This is a genomic window from Vibrio neonatus (genome assembly GCF_024346975.1).
In the GTDB taxonomy this organism is placed as follows: domain Bacteria; phylum Pseudomonadota; class Gammaproteobacteria; order Enterobacterales; family Vibrionaceae; genus Vibrio; species Vibrio neonatus.
In genome coordinates, this window is the sequence record NZ_AP024885.1 from 2,439,659 (window position 1) to 2,461,845 (window position 22,187).

General features: G+C 43.5%; 14 protein-coding genes, 1 tRNA gene and 2 rRNA genes. 2 read left to right on the plus strand and 15 right to left on the minus strand.

The genetic code is table 11. The features are described 5' to 3' along the window. Positions 1–10 precede the first annotated feature (10 nt). The 10 genes from OCU38_RS11295 to dusA all read right to left on the minus strand — a co-directional run bounded on the left by OCU38_RS11295 (position 11) and on the right by dusA (position 12,499). Positions 11–2,899 (minus strand): 23S ribosomal RNA (locus OCU38_RS11295). A gap of 367 nt (positions 2,900–3,266) precedes the next feature. Beyond that, positions 3,267–3,342: transfer RNA gene (locus OCU38_RS11300), tRNA-Glu, on the minus strand. A gap of 69 nt (positions 3,343–3,411) precedes the next feature. Continuing rightward, a 16S ribosomal RNA gene (locus OCU38_RS11305) occupies positions 3,412–4,964 on the minus strand. The 16S and 23S rRNA genes sit together here with 1 tRNA gene alongside, the layout of an rRNA operon. Positions 4,965–5,563: 599 nt before the next feature. Next, positions 5,564–6,337, minus strand: a complete 774-nt coding sequence (locus tag OCU38_RS11310; RefSeq protein ID WP_261823133.1) for a phosphoadenylyl-sulfate reductase — start codon at positions 6,335–6,337, stop codon at positions 5,564–5,566. Continuing rightward, on the minus strand, positions 6,330–8,045 hold the full coding sequence (gene cysI, locus OCU38_RS11315) for an assimilatory sulfite reductase (NADPH) hemoprotein subunit (RefSeq protein ID WP_261823134.1): 1,716 nt from the start codon (positions 8,043–8,045) through the stop codon (positions 6,330–6,332). Before cysI ends, OCU38_RS11310 begins: the two co-directional genes overlap by 8 nt. Continuing rightward, entirely contained in the window at positions 8,045–9,850 is a 1,806-nt protein-coding gene (locus OCU38_RS11320; RefSeq protein WP_261823135.1) for an assimilatory sulfite reductase (NADPH) flavoprotein subunit, read from the minus strand. Before OCU38_RS11320 ends, cysI begins: the two co-directional genes overlap by 1 nt. Positions 9,851–9,963: 113 nt before the next feature. Further along, positions 9,964–10,194: a hypothetical protein gene (locus tag OCU38_RS11325; RefSeq protein ID WP_023405210.1), complete on the minus strand. Its 231-nt coding sequence runs from the start codon at positions 10,192–10,194 to the stop codon at positions 9,964–9,966. A gap of 149 nt (positions 10,195–10,343) precedes the next feature. Beyond that, positions 10,344–11,003, minus strand: a complete 660-nt coding sequence (locus OCU38_RS11330; protein WP_023405209.1) for a TIGR04219 family outer membrane beta-barrel protein — start codon at positions 11,001–11,003, stop codon at positions 10,344–10,346. A gap of 83 nt (positions 11,004–11,086) precedes the next feature. After that, entirely contained in the window at positions 11,087–11,293 is a 207-nt protein-coding gene (locus OCU38_RS11335) for an envelope stress response protein PspG (protein WP_023405208.1), read from the minus strand. A 192-nt stretch (positions 11,294–11,485) separates the two neighbouring features. Continuing rightward, the gene (dusA, locus tag OCU38_RS11340) at positions 11,486–12,499 is read right to left on the minus strand and encodes a tRNA dihydrouridine(20/20a) synthase DusA (RefSeq protein WP_261823136.1); all 1,014 of its coding nucleotides are present in this window, start codon (positions 12,497–12,499) and stop codon (positions 11,486–11,488) included. Between the two features lie 910 nt (positions 12,500–13,409). Here dusA and OCU38_RS11345 point away from each other — a divergent pair. After that, positions 13,410–14,348 (plus strand): HipA domain-containing protein, encoded by a 939-nt coding sequence (locus OCU38_RS11345; RefSeq protein ID WP_261823137.1) that lies wholly within the window; start codon positions 13,410–13,412, stop codon positions 14,346–14,348. Then, entirely contained in the window at positions 14,345–15,043 is a 699-nt protein-coding gene (locus OCU38_RS11350; protein WP_261823138.1) for an HIRAN domain-containing protein, read from the plus strand. Before OCU38_RS11345 ends, OCU38_RS11350 begins: the two co-directional genes overlap by 4 nt. Before the next feature lie 133 nt (positions 15,044–15,176). Here OCU38_RS11350 and OCU38_RS11355 read toward each other — a convergent pair whose 3' ends face one another. The 5 genes from OCU38_RS11355 to OCU38_RS11375 form a co-directional block, all read right to left on the minus strand. Next, complete coding sequence (locus tag OCU38_RS11355; protein WP_261823139.1) at positions 15,177–15,980, minus strand: MetQ/NlpA family ABC transporter substrate-binding protein; 804 nt, start codon at positions 15,978–15,980, stop codon at positions 15,177–15,179. Positions 15,981–16,119: 139 nt separating this feature from the next. Beyond that, positions 16,120–17,451, minus strand: a complete 1,332-nt coding sequence (locus OCU38_RS11360) for an IS4 family transposase (RefSeq protein WP_261823140.1) — start codon at positions 17,449–17,451, stop codon at positions 16,120–16,122. A gap of 155 nt (positions 17,452–17,606) precedes the next feature. Beyond that, entirely contained in the window at positions 17,607–19,259 is a 1,653-nt protein-coding gene (gene pgi / locus OCU38_RS11365; RefSeq protein ID WP_261823141.1) for a glucose-6-phosphate isomerase, read from the minus strand. Positions 19,260–19,487: 228 nt separating this feature from the next. Beyond that, positions 19,488–20,582: an alanine racemase gene (alr, locus tag OCU38_RS11370; protein ID WP_261823142.1), complete on the minus strand. Its 1,095-nt coding sequence runs from the start codon at positions 20,580–20,582 to the stop codon at positions 19,488–19,490. 8 nt (positions 20,583–20,590) lie between these two features. Then, positions 20,591–21,991, minus strand: a complete 1,401-nt coding sequence (locus tag OCU38_RS11375; RefSeq protein WP_261823143.1) for a replicative DNA helicase — start codon at positions 21,989–21,991, stop codon at positions 20,591–20,593. Positions 21,992–22,187: the final 196 nt, after the last annotated feature.

The window sequence follows — 22,187 nt, forward strand, 5'->3', positions numbered from 1 at the left end:
TGGGTGTTGTATGGTTAAGCCTCACGGGCAATTAGTACAGGTTAGCTCAATGCCTCACAGCACTTACACACCCTGCCTATCAACGTTCTAGTCTCGAACAACCCTTTAGGACACTTAAAGTGCCAGGGAAGACTCATCTCAGGGCTCGCTTCGCGCTTAGATGCTTTCAGCGCTTATCGATTCCGAACTTAGCTACCGGGCAATGCCATTGGCATGACAACCCGAACACCAGAGGTTCGTCCACTCCGGTCCTCTCGTACTAGGAGCAGCCCCCTTCAATCTTCCAACGCCCACGGCAGATAGGGACCGAACTGTCTCACGACGTTCTAAACCCAGCTCGCGTACCACTTTAAATGGCGAACAGCCATACCCTTGGGACCGACTTCAGCCCCAGGATGTGATGAGCCGACATCGAGGTGCCAAACACCGCCGTCGATATGAACTCTTGGGCGGTATCAGCCTGTTATCCCCGGAGTACCTTTTATCCGTTGAGCGATGGCCCTTCCATTCAGAACCACCGGATCACTATGACCTGCTTTCGCACCTGCTCGAATTGTCATTCTCGCAGTCAAGCGGGCTTATGCCATTGCACTAACCACACGATGTCCAACCGTGTTTAGCCCACCTTCGTGCTCCTCCGTTACTCTTTGGGAGGAGACCGCCCCAGTCAAACTACCCACCAGGCACTGTCCGCAATCCCGATTAGGGACCTACGTTAGAACATCAAGCATACAAGGGTGGTATTTCAAGATTGCCTCCACAAACACTGGCGTGCTTGTTTCAAAGGCTCCCACCTATCCTACACATGTAGGGTCAATGTTCAGTGCCAAGCTGTAGTAAAGGTTCACGGGGTCTTTCCGTCTAGCCGCGGGTACACTGCATCTTCACAGCGATTTCAATTTCACTGAGTCTCGGGTGGAGACAGCGTGGCCATCATTACGCCATTCGTGCAGGTCGGAACTTACCCGACAAGGAATTTCGCTACCTTAGGACCGTTATAGTTACGGCCGCCGTTTACCGGGGCTTCGATCAAGAGCTTCGACCTAAGTCTAACCCCATCAATTAACCTTCCGGCACCGGGCAGGCGTCACACCGTATACGTCATCTTACGATTTTGCACAGTGCTGTGTTTTTAATAAACAGTTGCAGCCACCTGGTATCTGCGACTCCTAGTAGCTCCATCCGCAAGGGACTTCACCGCCAAGAGCGTACCTTCTCCCGAAGTTACGGTACCATTTTGCCTAGTTCCTTCACCCGAGTTCTCTCAAGCGCCTTGGTATTCTCTACCCGACCACCTGTGTCGGTTTGGAGTACGATTCCTTATAATCTGAAGCTTAGAGGCTTTTCCTGGAAGCATGGCATCAATGACTTCACTGCACGTAGCAGCTCGACATCGTATCTCAGCGTTAAGAAAGTCCGGATTTACCTAAACTTTCCGCCTACATACTTGAACCTGGACAACCATCGCCAGGCCCACCTAGCCTTCTCCGTCCCCCCATCGCAATTATAAGAAGTACGGGAATATTAACCCGTTTCCCATCGACTACGCCTTTCGGCCTCGCCTTAGGGGTCGACTTACCCTGCCCCGATTAACGTTGGACAGGAACCCTTGGTCTTCCGGCGTGGGGGTTTTTCACCCCCATTATCGTTACTCATGTCAGCATTCGCACTTCTGATACCTCCAGCAGCCCTTACAGACCACCTTCAACGGCTTACAGAACGCTCCCCTACCCCGCACACAAAGTGTGCAGCCGCAGCTTCGGTGTATAGCTTAGCCCCGTTACATCTTCCGCGCAGGCCGACTCGACCAGTGAGCTATTACGCTTTCTTTAAATGATGGCTGCTTCTAAGCCAACATCCTGGCTGTCTAAGCCTTCCCACATCGTTTCCCACTTAGCTATACTTTGGGACCTTAGCTGGCGGTCTGGGTTGTTTCCCTCTCCACGACGGACGTTAGCACCCGCCGTGTGTCTCCCGGATAGTACTCAATGGTATTCGGAGTTTGCAAAGGGTTGGTAAGTCGGGATGACCCCCTAGCCTTAACAGTGCTCTACCCCCATTGGTATTCGTCCGAGGCGCTACCTAAATAGCTTTCGGGGAGAACCAGCTATCTCCAGGTTTGATTGGCCTTTCACCCCTAGCCACAAGTCATCCGCTAATTTTTCAACATTAGTCGGTTCGGTCCTCCAGTTGATGTTACTCAACCTTCAACCTGCCCATGGCTAGATCACCTGGTTTCGGGTCTAATTCTAGCAACTCGACGCCCAGTTAAGACTCGGTTTCCCTACGGCTCCCCTAATCGGTTAACCTTGCTACTAAAATTAAGTCGCTGACCCATTATACAAAAGGTACGCAGTCACGCTCTAAGGCGCTCCTACTGCTTGTACGTACACGGTTTCAGGTTCTATTTCACTCCCCTCACAGGGGTTCTTTTCGCCTTTCCCTCACGGTACTGGTTCACTATCGGTCAGTCAGTAGTATTTAGCCTTGGAGGATGGTCCCCCCATGTTCAAACAGGATATCACGTGTCCCGCCTTACTCGATTTCACTTAAAACGACATGTCGACTACGGGGCTATCACCCTTTATTGCGGCACTTTCCAGAGCCTTCGTCTGTGTCATTAAAAGCTTAAGGGCTAATCCAATTTCGCTCGCCGCTACTTTCGGAATCTCGGTTGATTTCTCTTCCTCCGGGTACTTAGATGTTTCAGTTCCCCGGGTTTGCCTCATTAACCTATGTATTCAGTTAATGATACGTGCTTATGCACGTGGGTTTCCCCATTCAGAAATCCCAGACTCAAATGGTTATTACTACCTAATCTGGGCTTATCGCAAGTTATTACGTCTTTCATCGCCTCTGACTGCCAAGGCATCCACCGTGTACGCTTAGTCACTTAACCATACAACCCCAAAGGGTCTTGCTTAACGCAATACGTTTGCTACAACGTAGTATGACGTTTCCAAGGTGCGTTATCTCTTTATTATGAGCGAGATAACATTCGATTTTGCCGGACTCAAATTTGAATAACATCAGGCAATGATGTTATTCCCAAGAACACTTGAATGTGTGTTGGTACCTAATGATTAAATCATTAGGATTTGAGAACTTTTAAATTTGATAAGTAATGCTTTCTCAGTATAAAACTGGACATTACTTATCGTCAGCTTTCCAAATTGTTAAAGAGCATGAATTTACTATCTATAAAGACAGTGAAACCATTTTTAAAAACACTTAACTCTTCGTTTAAGAAGAAATGCGCTTAAAGATGGTATCCCGTAGGGGAGTCGAACCCCTGTTACCGCCGTGAAAGGGCGGTGTCCTAGGCCTCTAGACGAACGGGACATAGGAATAACTCTCAACTTTCTAAACCGTATCAATCTGTGTGGACACTCATCGTGAATAATCATCGTATAAGGAGGTGATCCAGCCCCAGGTTCCCCTAGGGCTACCTTGTTACGACTTCACCCCAGTCATGAACCACAAAGTGGTGAGCGTCCTCCCGAAGGTTAAACTACCCACTTCTTTTGCAGCCCACTCCCATGGTGTGACGGGCGGTGTGTACAAGGCCCGGGAACGTATTCACCGTAGCATTCTGATCTACGATTACTAGCGATTCCGACTTCATGGAGTCGAGTTGCAGACTCCAATCCGGACTACGACGCACTTTTTGGGATTCGCTCACCATCGCTGGTTGGCCGCCCTCTGTATGCGCCATTGTAGCACGTGTGTAGCCCTACTCGTAAGGGCCATGATGACTTGACGTCGTCCCCACCTTCCTCCGGTTTATCACCGGCAGTCTCCCTGGAGTTCCCACCATTACGTGCTGGCAAACAAGGATAAGGGTTGCGCTCGTTGCGGGACTTAACCCAACATTTCACAACACGAGCTGACGACAGCCATGCAGCACCTGTCTCAGAGTTCCCGAAGGCACCAATTCATCTCTGAAAAGTTCTCTGGATGTCAAGAGTAGGTAAGGTTCTTCGCGTTGCATCGAATTAAACCACATGCTCCACCGCTTGTGCGGGCCCCCGTCAATTCATTTGAGTTTTAATCTTGCGACCGTACTCCCCAGGCGGTCTACTTAACGCGTTAGCTCCGAAAGCCACGGCTCAAGGCCACAACCTCCAAGTAGACATCGTTTACGGCGTGGACTACCAGGGTATCTAATCCTGTTTGCTCCCCACGCTTTCGCATCTGAGTGTCAGTATCTGTCCAGGGGGCCGCCTTCGCCACTGGTATTCCTTCAGATCTCTACGCATTTCACCGCTACACCTGAAATTCTACCCCCCTCTACAGTACTCTAGCCTGCCAGTTTCAAATGCGGTTCCGAGGTTGAGCCCCGGGCTTTCACATCTGACTTAACAAACCACCTGCATGCGCTTTACGCCCAGTAATTCCGATTAACGCTCGCACCCTCCGTATTACCGCGGCTGCTGGCACGGAGTTAGCCGGTGCTTCTTCTGTCGCTAACGTCAAACAATACAGCTATTAACTATACTGCCTTCCTCACGACTGAAAGTACTTTACAACCCGAAGGCCTTCTTCATACACGCGGCATGGCTGCATCAGGCTTGCGCCCATTGTGCAATATTCCCCACTGCTGCCTCCCGTAGGAGTCTGGACCGTGTCTCAGTTCCAGTGTGGCTGATCATCCTCTCAGACCAGCTAGGGATCGTCGCCTTGGTGAGCCATTACCTCACCAACTAGCTAATCCCACCTGGGCATATCCTGAAGCGAGAGGCCCGAAGGTCCCCCTCTTTGGTCCGTAGACATTATGCGGTATTAGCTATCGTTTCCAATAGTTATCCCCCACATCAGGGCAATTTCCCAGGCATTACTCACCCGTCCGCCGCTCGACGCCGTTATCGTTCCCCGAAGGTTCAGATAACTCGTTTCCGCTCGACTTGCATGTGTTAGGCCTGCCGCCAGCGTTCAATCTGAGCCATGATCAAACTCTTCAATTAAAGTTTTTTTGGTCTTGCGACCGGCTCAATGAATACTGACTTCAAAACTACTATGTAATTTTAAAGCTATTATCGTTCCAACAGAACGATAATGAATTGACTGTGCCAATGATTAAAAATCATTGTATTGGTCACTCAGTTCATTGATAAATCTTTTCGATTATCATCAACGAGTGCCCACACAGATTGATAGGTTTAAATTGTTAAAGAGCGTGCTTTGCGACGTTTCCTTTTGTGAGGAAGCTCTCAAAGCGGACGGCCATTCTAGCGATTTGAACCTCAGTGTCAAACACTTTTTTGAATTTATTTTCTAAGAGAAGTTAAACTCAAATGGTTCGGCTAGTTAGCCTACTGAATTACTGCGAAGCGTTGTGTGCTCTGCCGTGTCAGTGAGGCGCATTATAGAGATGCTCAGCTTGTTGGCAAGGCTTTTTTTCAATAAATTTAATAAAAAAAGCCTTTCGTTCATTTTTTGAGTGAAACGCTTATTTATCTATTTTTACCCCCCACTTAGGTACAGGTTATCCACAGACTTATCCTTAAAACGAAAAAAACCGCCTAATTTGGCGGTTTTTGAATTTACTTAATATAAAGAGGAATTAGATCCCTGAGCCGTCAGATTCACTATTATCTTCATGCAAACCACATTCTCTCTTCAAACCAAAGAAGCGAGTATCTTGTTCTTTCATGCCTTCTTGGTATTTTTCAGTAGTATGCACATCACCAATAGAGACATATCCCTGAGCTTTAAGCGGATGCTGAGGTAATTGATGCTCTTCTATATAGCTATTTACTTGTTCACTCGTCCAATTAACAATCGGTAAAAACTTAAATACGCCATTTTGGATAGACAGTACTGGCAATCCACCACGTGAATCGGACTGACTTCTTCTTAGGCCAGAAAACCAAGTGCCCACTTTCAACTCTGATAGTGCTCTATGCATTGGTTCTACTTTATTAAGTTTGTTGTATTGGGTTATCCCCTCTACACCTTTAGTCCATAGTTGACCAAATCGAGCTTCTTGCCATGCAGAACTTAATGGGCTGCTATATACCTTTAGGTTTAGGCTCAATAATTCCGTCAGCTCATCAATAAACTGATACGTTTCTGGAAATAGATAACCGGTATCAGTCAAAATCACAGGGATATTCGGTTGCTGTCTAGAAACCAAGTGCAGCATCACGGCCGCTTGTGCGCCAAAACTTGAAGAAAGAGCGAAGCTTCCTTGTAAGTTTTCTAGCGCCCAAGCAATTCTTTGTTCAGCTGAAAGATCTTCTAGATCAGCATTCAGTTTTGCCAACTCAAGAGTTTGCTGCACCTTATTTAGGTTCACTATCTCTTTTAAGTTTAATTTCTGTGTCAGTTCAAGCATGGAAATCCCTCTTCGATACTATGACTTCTTTTACGATACCATCACGAATGACAAAGTCCCCAAACGCTTCATCAGCTAAACGCTCTGCAGCCCATCGTTCCACCAGCGAATCGATGTCTTGTAGAATTTGTGCGGAACTGATGTTCTCTTTATATAGCTTAGGTACTCGTGTACCCGCTTTATTACCGCCAAGGTACAAGTTATATCTGTCTGGTGCTTTACCGACTAAACCGATTTCAGCCAGCATTGCTCGGCCACAGCCATTAGGACAACCCGTTACTCGCAAGATAATGCTTTCGTCATCACTGATTGAATGCTGTTTCAAGATGCCTTCAACATCAGTCACAAATTGAGGAAGGAAGCGTTCTGCTTCTGCCATTGCTAGCGGACAGGTTGGGTACGCTACACAGGCCATTGAATCTTGACGCTGTTTAGAAGTTGTTGGATCAAGCAAGCCATGCTCGAACGCTATCTTTTCAATCTTCTGTTTATCTTTTAACGGTACACCTGCCACGATGAGGTTCTGATTTGCTGTCATACGTAAATCGCCAGTGTGGATTTTAGCAATCTCAGCAACACCTGTTTTCAGTGGTTTACCTGGGTAATCTAATAAGCGGCCGTTTTCAATAAACAGCGTTAAGTGATGCTTACCGTCTATACCTTCTAACCAACCAAACTTATCGCCACGGTTAGTCAGTTGATAAGGTTTGATCGGCTCAAAGCTTACGCCTGAACGTTTCTCAACTTCTTGTTTGAACACATCGATGCCAACGCGATCTAATGTGTACTTGGTTTTTGCATTTTTACGATTTGAGCGATTACCCCAGTCACGTTGAGTAGTGACTACGGCAGCGGCAATATCTAATGTGTTCTCTAGAGAGATATAACCAAACTCATCCGCTTTACGTGGGTAAGTTGAGTTATCACCATGAGTCATGGCCAGGCCACCACCCACTAATACATTAAAGCCAACTAACTTGCCGTCTTTTGCTACTGCGACAAAGTTAAGATCGTTCGCGTGCAAATCAACATCGTTGTCTGGCGGTACAACGACTGTTGTTTTAAATTTACGGGGCAGATAGTTGCTACCTAAGATTGGTTCTTCGTCTGTAGTCTCAAGCTTCTCACCGTCTAACCATATTTCAGCATAAGCTCTGGTTTTTGGTAGTAGGTGCTCACTGATCTTAGTGGCCCACTCATACGCTTGCTGATGCAATTCAGACTCAACAGGATTACTACTACATAGCACGTTACGGTTTACGTCACCCGCGGTGGCAATAGAATCAATACCAATTGAATTTAGAGTTTGGTGCATCAACTTAATGTTTGGCTTCAATACTCCATGAAACTGGAATGTTTGACGCGTAGTAAGACGGATGCTGCCATAGAGCGAACTTTCAGTTGCAAACTTGTCGATAGCGAGCCATTGCTTAGGAGTAATCACTCCCCCAGGCATACGCGCACGCAACATCACATTATGCAGTGGTTCCAATTTTTGCTTAGCACGCTCATTGCGGATATCTCTATCATCTTGCTGATACATGCCGTGAAAACGGATTAACTGAAAATTGTCCGCGTCGAACCCACCTGTAATCTCATTTTTGAGGTCGTTGGTAATGGTACCGCGCAAAAAGTTACTTTCTCGTTTTAATCTTTCATTGTCAGAAAGTGGGCCCAACTCGTCGCCCAACACTACTTGCTTTTCCATTAGTACACGTCCCTTTGGTATCTTTTCTGTTTACGAAGGTCTTTTAGCCATTCTTCTGCACTTTCTGCGTCTAACCCACCTTGCTGTTGTGCAATTTCAAGTAAGGTTGCTTGTACATCTTTAGCCATTCTTTCTGCGTCACCACATACATAGAGGTAAGCGCCATCTTGCAGCCATTGCCATACTTGCTGTGCATTTTGTTTTAGCTTGTCTTGCACATAGACTTTATTGGCACCGTCACGGCTAAAGGCGACATCCAACTGGCTCAATAAGCCTTCTTTTAGGTAACGTTGGAATTCAACTTGGTATAAGAAGTCTTGAGCAAAAGTGCGATCACCGAATACTAACCAGTTTTTACCTTCTGCTTCTCTAGAGTCACGCTCTTGTAAGAAACTTCTAAACGGTGCAATACCCGTTCCTGGGCCAATCATAATAACGGGCGCATTATCATCGGTTGGAAGTTTGAAGTTATTGTTGTGTTCGATGAATACTTTTACTTCTTCACCCTCTTCTAGTCCATTAGATAGGAAACCAGAAGCGCCACCGATTCTTTGACCTTTATTTGTTTCATACTCCACCACACCAACAGTTAGGTGTACCTCTTCATCCACTTCAGATTGAGCTGATGAGATTGAATATAAGCGAGGAGTTAAACGTCGCAACATAGAAGTCAGCTCAGTTGCGGTTAGCTTGGCTTTCTTCTCTGAAATAACGTCAATGATCTGAGTTTTAGCGGCGTATTCTCTTAGCTTGTTTTTGTCTTCCACAAGCTTAAGCAGTTTCTTGCTCGCTGACTTCTCGGCGTATTGAGTAATAAATTGCGGATTAGATGAAGTCACTTCAAACTGTTCAATCAGCGCTTGCTGTAATGAAGTTGGCCTACCGTCTACCTCGATAGACTCATCTTTATCTAAACCAACTGCGGCAATAATTGAATCCACCAGCTGTGCATCATTTTTATACCAAACCCCTAACGCATCACCCGGTTGATAGGTAATGCCTGATTCTTCTAAATCAATTTCGATATGACGAACGTCTTTCGTTGAATCGCGGCCAGTAATTTTTTGGTTGGTCAGTAAGGTCGCGGTATATGGCGATTGCTTAGTGTATTCAGAAGCACTGTTAGAAAGTGGCAATTGAACAACGCCGTTACTCACTTCTACATTAGATTCTTTAAATAGCTCACCGATAGTGCTCAGAGCTTGAGACTGCCAGTTCGCCACAGGTGATTCGTAATCCACATCACAGTCGATTCGTTCTAGGAAAGGCGTTGCCCCTAACTTACTCAGAGCAGCATCAAAATCCTTACCTGTTTGGCAGAAGAATTCGTAGCTAGAGTCACCAAGCCCGACAACCGCGTATTGCAGTTTGTCCAGTTTTGGCGCTTTTTTAGAATTGAGGTAGTCATAAAACTCTATCGCATTGTCAGGAACTTCACCTTCACCATTGGTAGAGGCAACGACAATTAAATGCGTTTCGTTTTTCAGGTTCTTAAGTTTGTAATCAGCCGCATCATAAAGTTTAGCTTCGAAACCTTCTGCCACTACTTTGGCATGCAGTTGTTTAGCGACACCTTTGGCATTCCCAGTTTGAGAAGCAAAGATGATCGTCAACTGTGAAGGCGTTCCTACTGCAACTTGCGTCTCTGGAACAGAAGCAACAGCATGATTTTGACTAATACCGTAGAAATAGCCACTAACCCAAGCCAACTGTTGTGGCGATAGTTCGGAGGCAGCTTGTTTTAATTGGTTTGCTTGATTATCACTAAGTGGGGAAGCAAAGCCGGAAAGATCCTTGAGCAACATGGTCACGTTTTCCCTGTATATTACATGACCACTAGATTACCTACTATTTGTAATAGCAATAAAGAATAAAGGGGTATGTTTAATAATAAAAAGGAATGAAAAAACCATTTCGCCTATAGGGATTCAATTCTTACTTGGCTAAAACCCACTGCCATTGCACTTTTTGAGGCTGAATCTAAGTCGTTGTAATAGCGTTGTTCGCCTTGCGGATCAGTAAGCGCAAGCATACCGCCGTGGCTGTCTCGAAACTCTACAACCCACTGCCCGTCTAGGTCTGCTTGTTCCACAATAGCTTCCACCAAGCGCTCAGAGCGATATAACACACGAAGTTCATTGATTGTCATATAAAAGCTTGCTCCTGTTTTCTTCTATTAAGAATGGACCAAACTGCTAAAAATGCGAATTGAGAAGAGCTATCAATTAGAAAACAAAAGAGCATAAAAAAACCAGCCTTTTATAAGAGACTGGTTTATATATCGATCAAATAACACGCTTAAAAAGCGACTTGCACACCGGCAAACCAGCCATCCACAAAACCGTAGGCTTTCTTATCCACTTCTTTAAAGGTGTAATCGAGTACTCGGTACCCACCGCGTAATACTATGTCGGCAGAGTCAAATGCCACAGTGTATTGAATAGCACCGGTTAAATCCGCCGACTTCAACTCATCGGTCTCACCAAAATCAAATTCGCCAATAACAGCAAAGTTACTATTTGGCACTTGGATTAAGGCATTTGCGAACCAACTGAATATCACGCTATCAAAATCAATAGTGGTATTGGTTTCAGGATCGTAAAACCGACTGTCTCGGTAATCCGTTAAAGTAAATCCAGCATCAAATTCAAGATTTTCAGTTCGTAACGGGCGGTAGTAAAAGGTGTAGTCAAACTTATCATGGGCAAGAAAGTCGGTATCTAGCCCTGTATAACGAATTCTGAAATTAGGAAGGTAGGGAACATCATGCTCAATTTGTGCAGACAACACTGGTAATTCATCATCAGCAAAGCGGGTTTCTCGAATTTTAGTGCTGCCCCAGAACATATCGGCGGTAACTTTGCCATGAACACCGGGTTCAATCACTTTTGCTTGTACCGACCAAGAAGCGCCCAATGCAGCAGTTCCTATTGCCGCAATCAAAGTCCATTTGCTCATTATCTACCTCTAAGAAAACCAAAATCGTTACTTTATTAGCAGATAGTAGCATAGGTAAACTTTAGATAAATCAATAAGCAAGCTTATGAACAAGCTCTGTTACGCTTAATTAGCCAATAAACAATTAATCCAACCACCAGATAAGGCAGAAAATTAAATGCCGCTCCTAGCAAGCCTACGATCACGCTAAAGGTAAAGACCGCAAGAAATGCCATAAAGAAGCCAAAGAATGTTAAGCCAACAAAGAAAAATACACCGAAGAACATCACTAGCATCAGTAGCTCAAACATGGTTACTCTCCAAAAATTCATTTGAGATCAAAAACTTGTTCCAAGATCCCCTCTAGTTACTATAGAGCAAGTACCTTGCCAAAACAGCGAAAAATATAACCACTTGATAAATAAACAAAAAAAGCCATCACATAACATGATGGCTTTTCTATAAAACGAAACTTGGTAAAAACAACCAGTTATTGGTTAATTCTACACACCTAACTCTTTCGGTATTTTAGCCAGTGCAGCTTCAACCACTTCGATACCCGAACCTGGTTTGTGCGCGTTTTCACTGATATAACGACGCCATTGACGTGCACCCGGCATACTTTGGAACAAACCTAACATATGGCGAGTAATATGCCCCAAGTACGCACCTTCCGATAGTTGTTGCTCAATATACGGATACATCAACTCAACTACTTCGCTACGTTTGATAATCGGTTTATCTTGACCAAAGATCAGCTGATCAACCTCAGCCAATAAATATGGGTTTTGGTAGGCTTCACGGCCAATCATCACCCCATCAAGATGCTTTAGGTGCTCTAGTGTTTCATCTAATGTTTTTACACCACCGTTTACCGCGATATCAAGATGTGGAAAGTCTTTCTTGATCTGATAAGCGCGCGGATAATCCAAAGGTGGGATTTCACGGTTTTCTTTAGGACTTAAACCACTCAGCCATGCTTTACGAGCATGGATAGTAAAATGCTCACAACCGCCCTTCTCGTTTACCGTTGATATAAAGTCTGTCAAAAACTCATACGAGTCTTGCTCATCGATACCAATACGAGTTTTCACTGTCACAGGAATATCAACCACAGACCTCATCTCTGCCACGCAATCTGCCACCAGCTGTGGATCGGCCATTAGACATGCACCAAAACGACCGTTCTGCACTCGGTCAGAAGGACAACCTACGTTTAAGTTCACTTCATCATAACCACGCTCTTCAGCAAGCTTGGCACAATGAGCAAGATCTTTGGCATTAGAACCACCAAGCTGCAATGCAATCGGATGTTCTTGCTCACTAAAACGCAAGAAATCACCTTTACCATGAATAATGGCACCAGTGGTCACCATCTCGGTATATAACAGAGTGTTCTGCGACAGTAGTCGATGGAAGTAACGACAATGGCGATCTGTCCAATCGAGCATTGGGGCGACAGATAAACGAGAGCTTACGTATTTACTTGTAATCATTGAGTTAGTAGTATTTACCATTGATTCTATTACCAATTCGTTTTACTTCGGTTTACCTTAAAATACCCTCAATACTTGTTATAGATCTCCTTAACAAAAGGGGATGATATGACATATTTTAATATAGAGCATAGAACACTAGCTAGTGACGAACTGCGCTATAAGGCAACCGTGTTCATTAAGAAAGATGGATGCATAGTACACCCTGAAAGCAAGACGTTCAAAAAGAAAACATTAGCTAACAGCTATGGTAAAAGTGTACCAACGATATTAACGCAAATGATCTAAATCCCCCTAAATCATACGGAATTAGACCTATCATAGTTTTATATATGAATGACAAATACTTATTTGGTCGTTATGGACATAAAAAAGTGCTATTGCATTCAATTATTGAGAGACTGCGAAATATTAAAAGTTAAATGTGAACAACTAAGAATAAGCAAACTGATACAGTATCGTAGAACCCGTAAATCATCTAAAGTAACATCTCTCACGATAAGTTACCGAAAAACAGCAATAAAAAGAAAGTCCTGTTTTTACATTCATGCTGATCCCAAATATTTGAAGATACATTCAGTATTTTAAAAGGTAGCGATAGGAAGCTAACTGTATGACCATCTACAGTTAAATTCGACACTCTTAGGAATGCCCCCTTAAAACGCAATATCATACCAACTGAATAAATACCTTGAAATTAAGCATATTAAACCATATCAGAACTAGTGAAGATAGTAATTTGCTATCGGAAAACTCCCCCTAGAACACAAAGCGTATTGGCTCGTAACAGAAAACCTCCTTGTAAAAAGTACCATAATGTAACGATAGTCCCTTAATGAGAGTAAGCTACACTGATGACAGGACGTATAAACCTTAATACACTATGGACTTTATATACGCTACAGTTTCTTCCTAAACAACACGATAAATAATGAAAACTATAAATGTCAAAGATTGGGCTCAAGATGAACACTCCGGAATATTTCCAATCGGGGCTCGTGATAAACAAATGTTATGGGCTCCAGAAAAATCCCAAAAACCAATAAAATCAGGTACTCCATACCTATTCAAGGAATCTATAAGATCCTATCCAGACCAATTTTGGGCAGAAATAGTCGCATACATAGTTGGAAAACATCTAAAAGTAGATGTTCCTGTAGCTTTGCCCGCTATAACAAAAATAGATGAAGAAATCGTTCCTGGTGTTTTGATTGAATGGATGTATCAACCTGACAATGGTAATAAATCAGATGAAGTCGAGAAACTTATACATGCAGGTGATTATTTCAAACAAATCTTCCCAGAATTTGACACAAAGTCAGGTAAGCACCACAACCTTAATGACACAATACTTTTACTTAAGATATTTGCACAGCATAAGGTAATCGCTCCTGACTATTGGAATTGGCTTTCTGACATGGCTTTATTTGATGCCTTAATAGGCAATACAGATAGACACCAAGAGAATTGGGGGTTCATATTTGATAAAGACGGAGGTCGCTTATCTCCCTTATATGACAATGGTACAGGCTTAGGTCATGAAAGGTTTACAGATAAAATTGCAACTTGGAATGATGACACATTTCACCGATACCTTAATAAAGGGCTGCATCATTTAAGAAAAAATCGAGAAAATACACACGACCGTTTCATACTTTTTGAGCTTGTTGCTTTCATCGCTGGCAATAAAGAATTAGAAAAAAGAATGTTAAATGCATTAACTACAATTGATTTAAAGTGTATGCTCACAGAAATAGAAGAATTAACTCAAGTAGATAATCCTACACCATTTACTGCTGAGCGATTTGCTTGGATAAAACGAATAATAACAACAAGATATGACATTTTGAGAGATATTTTAGAATCATGACAACTATTAATAACTTTATTGATATCAATACACTTTTTTTAACTTGGCAATCGGACAACGAAAGAAATCACCGATACTTTGTTGGTGTGATAAATAAAATTACATATGATTCATACTCTTTTACATACTTGGTCAATACCTCTGATTATGATAAAGCTATATCTCTAGGGTTTAAAGGTTACCCAGCTTTTAAGCTCTCAAATGACATATTCACCAATGAAGTACTGGAAAGCTTTAGAAAAAGATTACCACCAAAATCACGAAGAGATTTTTCTAAGTATTTACAGCAGCATAATTTGCCGACCGATTTTTCTGGTGATGATTTCCAATTGATTAGCCATACAGGCATTCAGCTACCTAGCGACGGTTTTGACTTGGTTCCAGACTTATCAGAAGCAGAAGTACCATTTGATTATGTAACTGAATTGGCGGGTACTCGATATTATAAAACATACGACGAAGTCGCTGAAATCGATCTCGGTTCAAATGTTACATTAATTCGTGAAGACTGTAACAAGAAAGACCCTCAAGCCATTTGTGTCGAATATAGAGGTAAGAAAATAGGGTATATTAACCGTTTACTCTGCCCTACTCTGCGCACGCTAATGATCGATAAAAGTATCACATGTGCAATCGTGAAAAAGTCAGGCACTGAAGATAGACCGTTACTTTATGTACTAATTTCCGCTAGATGAAAAAAGCCGTGCTAAACATGCGGTTTGGTTGAACCGCCATCAATAATAGTCTTTATCTATATACAACAAAGCCCACCTCGATATGCTCTCAGTGGGCTTAAATCTTGTTGTTCTATATTGTTGCTAATACAGGTTAGAACGCTGGTTCTATCGTACCTTTGAAGGTTTTCGCTAAGAAATCACGAGTGGCTTGTGATTGGAAGATTTTCACTACTTTCTGATAGGTAGGATTGTCTTTTTGATCTTCGCGAGCGGCGATAACCATAACCGCAAGTGGTGCATCTTTGGCTTCTAAATAGATGCCTTGTTTTTTAGGGTCTAAGCCTGAAGACATCACGTAGTTCATGGTGATAGCGGCGGCATCTACATCATCTAAAGAGCGAGGCAGTTGCGCGGCGTCCACTTCAACAAACTCTAGCTGTTTAGGGTTGTCGATAATATCTTTTAATGTGGCTTTAGAGCCTACTCCCGGTTTTAATGTAATTAGCTTTGCGTCAGCAAATAATAGTAAACCACGACCGCCATTGGTTGGATCGTTTGGAATCGCAACGCGGGCTTTATTTGGCAGATCTTCAATAGAGGTAAATTTGTTGGAGTAGATACCCATGCGCATCAGTATTGAGCGGCCAATAGATACAAGATGAGAATCATGCCCTTGGTTGTAATTGTCTAAGAAAGGTTGGTGCTGGTAGCTGTTTAAATCAATACTGCCATCGTCGAGTGCGGCATTTGGCGTCACATAATCAGAGAATTGTACTACTTCTATATTGATGCCTTGCTTGGCAGCTTCTTTGGCTACGGCTTCAACCACTTGAGCGTGCGGCCCAACGGTTGCGCCAATTTTGATGGTTTTTGCTTCTTCTTTACCACACGCTATTAGCCCTAAAGCCAATGCTGAGATAAATGCCAAACTCACTACTCGTTTAAAACCTTTCATTGTTACTCCGTATTTCCATATGGGACTTCTAGCCATCTAAAAGGCTATATTACTCTTTTGGATTCGGAATGCAATTAACGACTTACTATTTCCTTAAAAGATAGGCAACAAAAAGGCCAGCACTAGGCTGTAATGCCAGTCAGTTAAGCCGACTGGCATTTTTTCTATTTGTAGCATATTTCTTTGGTTTCAGTTTCACCCAGCGTGGGTAACGCCTATCTTCCCGTCGTGCGGGCAACATAAACAACGATATTTGTTGAAGTAACTGTTTGTAATGCTTAGGTAAATTACCTGGGCTAGTCAATGGCAGTGCGGCAAAATATTGAGTGACCGCCATTGCGCTACTTGTAAAACTCAATTGATTTGGCCAGATGCTATCTAGTCGCTCTGATGCTTTTGTCATGACCTGTCTTATCAGATTGTAAGCCAACAAAATCCCCCATAGCTCTTGTTTAACCATGTCTGGACGCTTGCTACGCAATGTATATTCGCTGTCGAGCAGCGTTTGTTTCATTTCCCTATACCCTAGCTCTATTTCCCAGCGGTATCGATAGAGCTCAACAATCTCTTCACTTGGAAATCTTAGTCCATCCCGCATTGAGGTAAGCACCTGATATTTTTTACCTTTGATAGTCTTAGACACTAACCTCGCTTCAATGAATTCCGGAAGTTCGTCAAACTTTTTCCTTGCCTGAGGCGTTGTTTTAATTGCCACAATAGCGTCATTTCTGTTGTATCTATGAACAACTTCGCATTGAAAGTCTTTCCTAACAGGAAGCATCCAATGCCTTTCTTGCCCTGTTTTATTCCATTTATGAAGCAGCCCTGTAGAGTAGTACCCTTTATCGAAAATTGTCAGGGAGTGATCTGGAGTTTGCTCAATAAGCTCTTCCGCAAGGCGCATTTCATTGGTGCGATAGTCTGAAAAAGTACTATCAACTAATTGATGGCTTGTCAGTTCCATCAAGCAAACCATTCGGATCTTAGGGTAGATATTTTCTACTCCACCATTACGTTGGGCTTTAAACTCTTGATGATTTTCGGGAGTATCTGTCGTTCTCCAAACAACGCCGTCAACGGCAAGCAAATTTAATCCACACCATTTTTCAAACCTAGAAGTTTTGTAGCTTTGAGCTGCCATCGTCTTAAATACTTGTTTAACCCCTTCTTCGCCAAGCCGCTGCCTTGCTTGAACGACAGCACTTGGAGCAACAAAGCGCTGTTTGTCTGGTAGGACAATATCGAGTTGGTTAGCTATGTCCCAAACTGATTGCTGACGAAAAAGGCTCATACCAACAACAGACCAAAGCACGGCCTCCAGAGGTAACCGTCGTCTTCGAACCGTTGCTACACCTGCTTTCTCAAAGCTTTGCTGAATAAGCTCTGGACTAAGAATATCAGAGTATCTATCAAAGTGATGGAAGGTATTACATGACTTAAAGGTAGTGGCTAGTTGGCATTCTAGAGACATAAAAAAATCCGATATTAGTTTCCTAATATCGGATTTTGAAGCAATTTAAGGATCGGTCAAATGATCTGAAAAATTTCTTAACTGATCGGCATTACAGCACTAGGCTGACCTTTATTTGCGAACCAATGCCCGCTATTTGTTTAATCTTCTAGAATTTAAGCACGCAGTTGTTTAAATGCGTTGATTAGACCGTTAGTAGAGCTATCGTGTGAATCAACTTCTGTACCGTCTGCTAGCTCAGGTAAGATTTGGCTTGCCAGTTGCTTGCCTAGTTCTACGCCCCACTGATCAAAGGTAAAGATATTCCAGATAACACCTTGTACAAAGATCTTATGTTCGTACATCGCAATCAGGTTACCTAAAGTGCGTGGCGTAATTTGTTTCACTAGAATAGAGTTTGTTGGGCGGTTGCCTTCAAACACTTTAAATGGTGCTAGCTCTGCAATTTCTTCCGCTGACTTACCGGCGGCAACCAACTCAGCTTCTACAACTTCGCGAGACTTACCAAATGCTAGCGCTTCTGTTTGAGCAAAGAAGTTAGACATCAATTTCTGATGATGATCGCCCGTTGGGTTATGGCTGTTTGCAGGAGCAATAAAATCACAAGGAATCAGCTTAGTGCCTTGGTGGATCAACTGGTAAAACGCGTGCTGACCGTTAGTACCTGGTTCGCCCCAGATAATAGGACCGGTTTGGTAATCCACTGCATCGCCGTTGCGGTCTGTGTATTTACCGTTAGATTCCATGTTGCCTTGCTGGAAGTAAGCGGCAAAGCGGTGCATGTACTGATCGTACGGAAGAATCGTTTCTGATTCTGAACCGTGGAAGTTGTTATACCAAATACCAATCAAAGCCAAGATAGTTGGGATGTTGTTCTCTAGCTCTGTCGATTTGAAGTGGTTATCCATTTCATGAGCGCCGGTTAGTAGCTCAATGAAGTTGTCGTAACCTACACCTAATGCAATAGACAAACCGATTGCTGACCATAGTGAGTAACGACCACCAACCCAGTCCCAGAACTCAAACATGTTGTCAGTATCAATACCAAACTCAGACACTGCCTGACCATTGGTTGATAGCGCGGCAAAGTGTTTAGCGACGTGCGCTTCATCTTTAGCATCCGCTAGGAACCAATCACGTGCACTGTGTGCATTGGTCATGGTTTCTTGTGTAGTAAAGGTTTTAGATGCCACTAAGAACAGCGTTGTTTCTGGGTTCACTTTTTTCAGTGTTTCAGCAATATGAGTGCCGTCAACGTTAGAAACAAAGTGTAGGTTTAGATGATTTTTATATGGTGAAAGTGCTTCTGTCACCATGTATGGGCCTAGATCAGAACCACCGATGCCGATGTTAACAATATCGGTAATCGCTTTACCTGTGTAGCCTTTCCACTCACCGCCAATCACGCGATCAGTGAATGATTTAATTTTGTCTAAAACCGCATTCACGGCTGGCATTACATCTTCGCCGCCGACAACAACAGGTGTGTTACTACGGTTACGAAGTGCAGTATGAAGAACTGAACGACCTTCTGTTTTGTTGATGGTCTCACCCGAGAACATGGCGTCGATTGCTGATTTAAGCTCTGTTTGTTTTGCAAGATCAAACAGGTGCTGCATAGTCTCGTCGTTCACTAGGTTCTTCGAGTAATCAACTAAGATGTCGTCACCAAAACTCTTTGAGTAATTTTCAAAACGCTTAGAATCTGTAGCAAACAGATCTTTCATTTCGATATCTTGTGCTGATTCAAAGTGAGCGGTTAAAGCTTTCCATGCATCAGTATGTGTTGGATTGATGTTCTTCAACATTATAAATTCCCATTATTTTAATTTTAAGTTCTGCCCAATAAGAGTAACGCTAGTTATCCGCTTATTGAGCTCCCCTGATACCGACTTTGATAACGACACAGCAGTGTCATCCCAATAATTCTTTTAATATTTGATTGTTGCTAGCTTGGATTTCTTGTCGATAACATCCAAGCGTTTCATTCGATCGCTTTTTTCGATTATAGAAGAGTTGCCTCGTCATTTAATAGGCTAAATAGCATCTTTAATGTAAACAGGTATCACACGAGAAGTCAGTTTGGTCACTAATTCATAGCTAATTGTGCCAACGTATCTGGCGACTTCTTCAACTGGCAAGGACTCACCCCAGAGCACTGCCAAGTCACCTACTTCATCTTGAGCATCTGGCCCTAAATCGACGGTTAACATATCCATTGATACTCGCCCAGCAATTGGCACTTTACGGCCATTAATCCAAACGGGAGTCCCATTTGGCGCAGTGCGAGGATAGCCATCACCGTAACCAACAGCGATAACACCAATTTTAGTATCGCGCTTGCTTACCCAATTAGCGCCGTAACCAACACTTTCACCCGCTTTAAGATCATTGACCGCAATTAGGTGTGAGCTCAAGGTCATCACTGGACGATAACCCATTTGCTGTGCATCGTTATCATCAAATGGCGATACGCCATACATGATAATTCCCGGACGTACCCACTCAAAATGGCTATCGCTACGAGACAAAATGCCCGCTGAAGCTGCGATTGAACGCTCACCTTCACATTTTGAAGTGGTCGCTTGGAAAAGCTCGATTTGCTGGGAAGTAATTGGATTATCCGGTTCATCAGCACAGCCAAAGTGGCTGATATAACGCAACGGATGGGCAACGTTTTTGCAGTTGTGTAAGCGCTGAATGTATTCGTCGTATTGTTCTGGTCGCACGCCTAAGCGATGCATACCAGTGTCCATTTTTAGCCAAACAACTACTGGGTTTTCTAACTCAGCTTGCTCTAACGCAATCAACTGCTCTTCACAATGCACCACAGTTTGGATGTTGTTGGTCACTAAAATGGGCAAATCACTTTCAGAGTAAAACCCTTCGAGTAATAAAACGGGCTTAACAATACCGCCAGAGCGAAGTTGCAGGGCTTCTTCTATGCGAGCAACGCCAAAGGCATCCGCACCTTCGGCATTTTTAGCGACTTCAAGTAAGCCGTGACCATAACCGTTAGCTTTTACGACCGCTAACAAACGGCTGTTCGGTGCTTGTTCATGTAATCTTTGAATATTATGACGTAATGCGTCTGTGTTTATCGACGCAACTGCGGCCTTTAATTTACCCATGATATTTCCTACTCATCATCATAATCAAATGCAGGGCCTGCATAGTTGTCAAAGCGAGAATACTGCCCTTGGAAAGTTAAACGCACGGAACCGATTGGGCCATTACGTTGCTTACCAATAATAATCTCGGCTGTCCCTTTCATGGCACTGTCTGGGTTATAAACCTCATCACGATAGATGAACATGATCAAATCAGCATCCTGCTCGATCGCACCTGATTCACGCAGATCCGAGTTGATCGGGCGTTTATCGGCACGTTGCTCCAAGGAACGGTTAAGCTGTGAAAGTGCAACTACTGGAACGTTAAGCTCTTTTGCTAGTGCTTTTAATGAGCGTGAAATCTCTGAAATTTCTAAAGTACGGTTGTCTTGCATACCCGGAACACGCATCAACTGCAGGTAATCGACCATGATGAGGCTTAGGCCACCATTGTCACGCGCAATACGACGTGCGCGCGAGCGAAGCTCTGTCGGTGTTAGACCAGAGCTATCATCGATGAACATGTTCTTCTTCTGCATAAGAATACCCATGGTCGATGAAATTCGTGCCCAATCTTCGTCATCTAACTGACCGGTACGAATTTTGGTTTGGTCAACGCGAGACAATGACGCCAACATTCTCATCATGATTTGTTCTGAAGGCATCTCCAGGGAGAAAATCAATACCGGCTTATCCGAATCCATGGCCGCATTTTCACACAAGTTCATGGCAAAGGTAGTTTTACCCATGGACGGACGAGCTGCCACGATAATCAGATCAGAAGGTTGCAGACCTGCGGTTTTCTTATTGAGGTCATTAAAACCAGAGTTCACACCGGTTACCCCATCTTGTGGGGTTTTGTATAAAAGCTCGATGCGCTCTAAGGTTTTCTCAAGAATATTGTCGACGTTTTGTGGGCCGTCTTTCTCGTTTGAACGCTCTTCAGCAATGGCAAACACTTTGCTCTCGGCAAAATCCACCAGATCACTAGATGAACGCCCTTGAGGATCGTAGCCTGCATCGGCAATCTCGTTGGCAACCCCAATTAGGTTTCGCACCACCGCTCTTTCGGCAACAATCTCTGCATAAGCATTAATGTTGGCCGCACTAGGGGTGTTTTTCACCAGATCAGCTAAGTAGGCAAAGCCACCGACATCTTCAAGCTGTTCACGGCGCTCAAGAAATTCCGATAGGGTAATTAAATCCAATGGCTGACTATCTTCAAGCAGAGTTTTCACTGCTTCAAAAATCAATCGGTGAGGTCGACTGTAGAAATCAATTGCCATTACTTTTTCGGCAACCGTATCCCAACGCTCGTTATCCAGCAGCAATCCACCAATAACCGACTGCTCAGCTTCTAATGAATGTGGTGGAGCCTTAATTGCGTCGACTTGGGTATCTTGTTTTTTATTCGTTCGTTGATCTGCCATGGATGTGCTCAGTGACTTGCTATTATTTGCATTATACCAATGCTAAACATGATCTGTTTAGAAAATTATTTTTAATAGATGAGGTCATAAAAATAGACACGAATATTTGCAACTTTAAGAAAGATATCATTAGGATATAAAGTGCATAAACATCTATTATTGTTTACCTCATCTTGACGTATTTTTAGCAGGTTTA

Excerpts from the sequence above, each read along its gene's own strand:
- OCU38_RS11310 (WP_261823133.1), bottom strand. The coding sequence starts at position 6,337 with ATGCTTGAACTGACACAGAAATTAAACTTAAAAGAGATAGTGAACCTA.
- cysI (WP_261823134.1), bottom strand. The coding sequence starts at position 8,045 with ATGGAAAAGCAAGTAGTGTTGGGCGACGAGTTGGGCCCACTTTCTGAC.
- OCU38_RS11320 (WP_261823135.1), bottom strand. The coding sequence starts at position 9,850 with ATGTTGCTCAAGGATCTTTCCGGCTTTGCTTCCCCACTTAGTGATAAT.
- OCU38_RS11325 (WP_023405210.1), bottom strand. The coding sequence starts at position 10,194 with ATGACAATCAATGAACTTCGTGTGTTATATCGCTCTGAGCGCTTGGTG.
- OCU38_RS11330 (WP_023405209.1), bottom strand. The coding sequence starts at position 11,003 with ATGAGCAAATGGACTTTGATTGCGGCAATAGGAACTGCTGCATTGGGC.
- OCU38_RS11335 (WP_023405208.1), bottom strand. The coding sequence starts at position 11,293 with ATGTTTGAGCTACTGATGCTAGTGATGTTCTTCGGTGTATTTTTCTTT.
- dusA (WP_261823136.1), bottom strand. The coding sequence starts at position 12,499 with ATGGTAAATACTACTAACTCAATGATTACAAGTAAATACGTAAGCTCT.
- OCU38_RS11345 (WP_261823137.1), top strand. The coding sequence starts at position 13,410 with ATGAAAACTATAAATGTCAAAGATTGGGCTCAAGATGAACACTCCGGA.
- OCU38_RS11350 (WP_261823138.1), top strand. The coding sequence starts at position 14,345 with ATGACAACTATTAATAACTTTATTGATATCAATACACTTTTTTTAACT.
- OCU38_RS11355 (WP_261823139.1), bottom strand. The coding sequence starts at position 15,980 with ATGAAAGGTTTTAAACGAGTAGTGAGTTTGGCATTTATCTCAGCATTG.
- OCU38_RS11360 (WP_261823140.1), bottom strand. The coding sequence starts at position 17,451 with ATGTCTCTAGAATGCCAACTAGCCACTACCTTTAAGTCATGTAATACC.
- pgi (WP_261823141.1), bottom strand. The coding sequence starts at position 19,259 with ATGTTGAAGAACATCAATCCAACACATACTGATGCATGGAAAGCTTTA.
- alr (WP_261823142.1), bottom strand. The coding sequence starts at position 20,582 with ATGGGTAAATTAAAGGCCGCAGTTGCGTCGATAAACACAGACGCATTA.
- OCU38_RS11375 (WP_261823143.1), bottom strand. The coding sequence starts at position 21,991 with ATGGCAGATCAACGAACGAATAAAAAACAAGATACCCAAGTCGACGCA.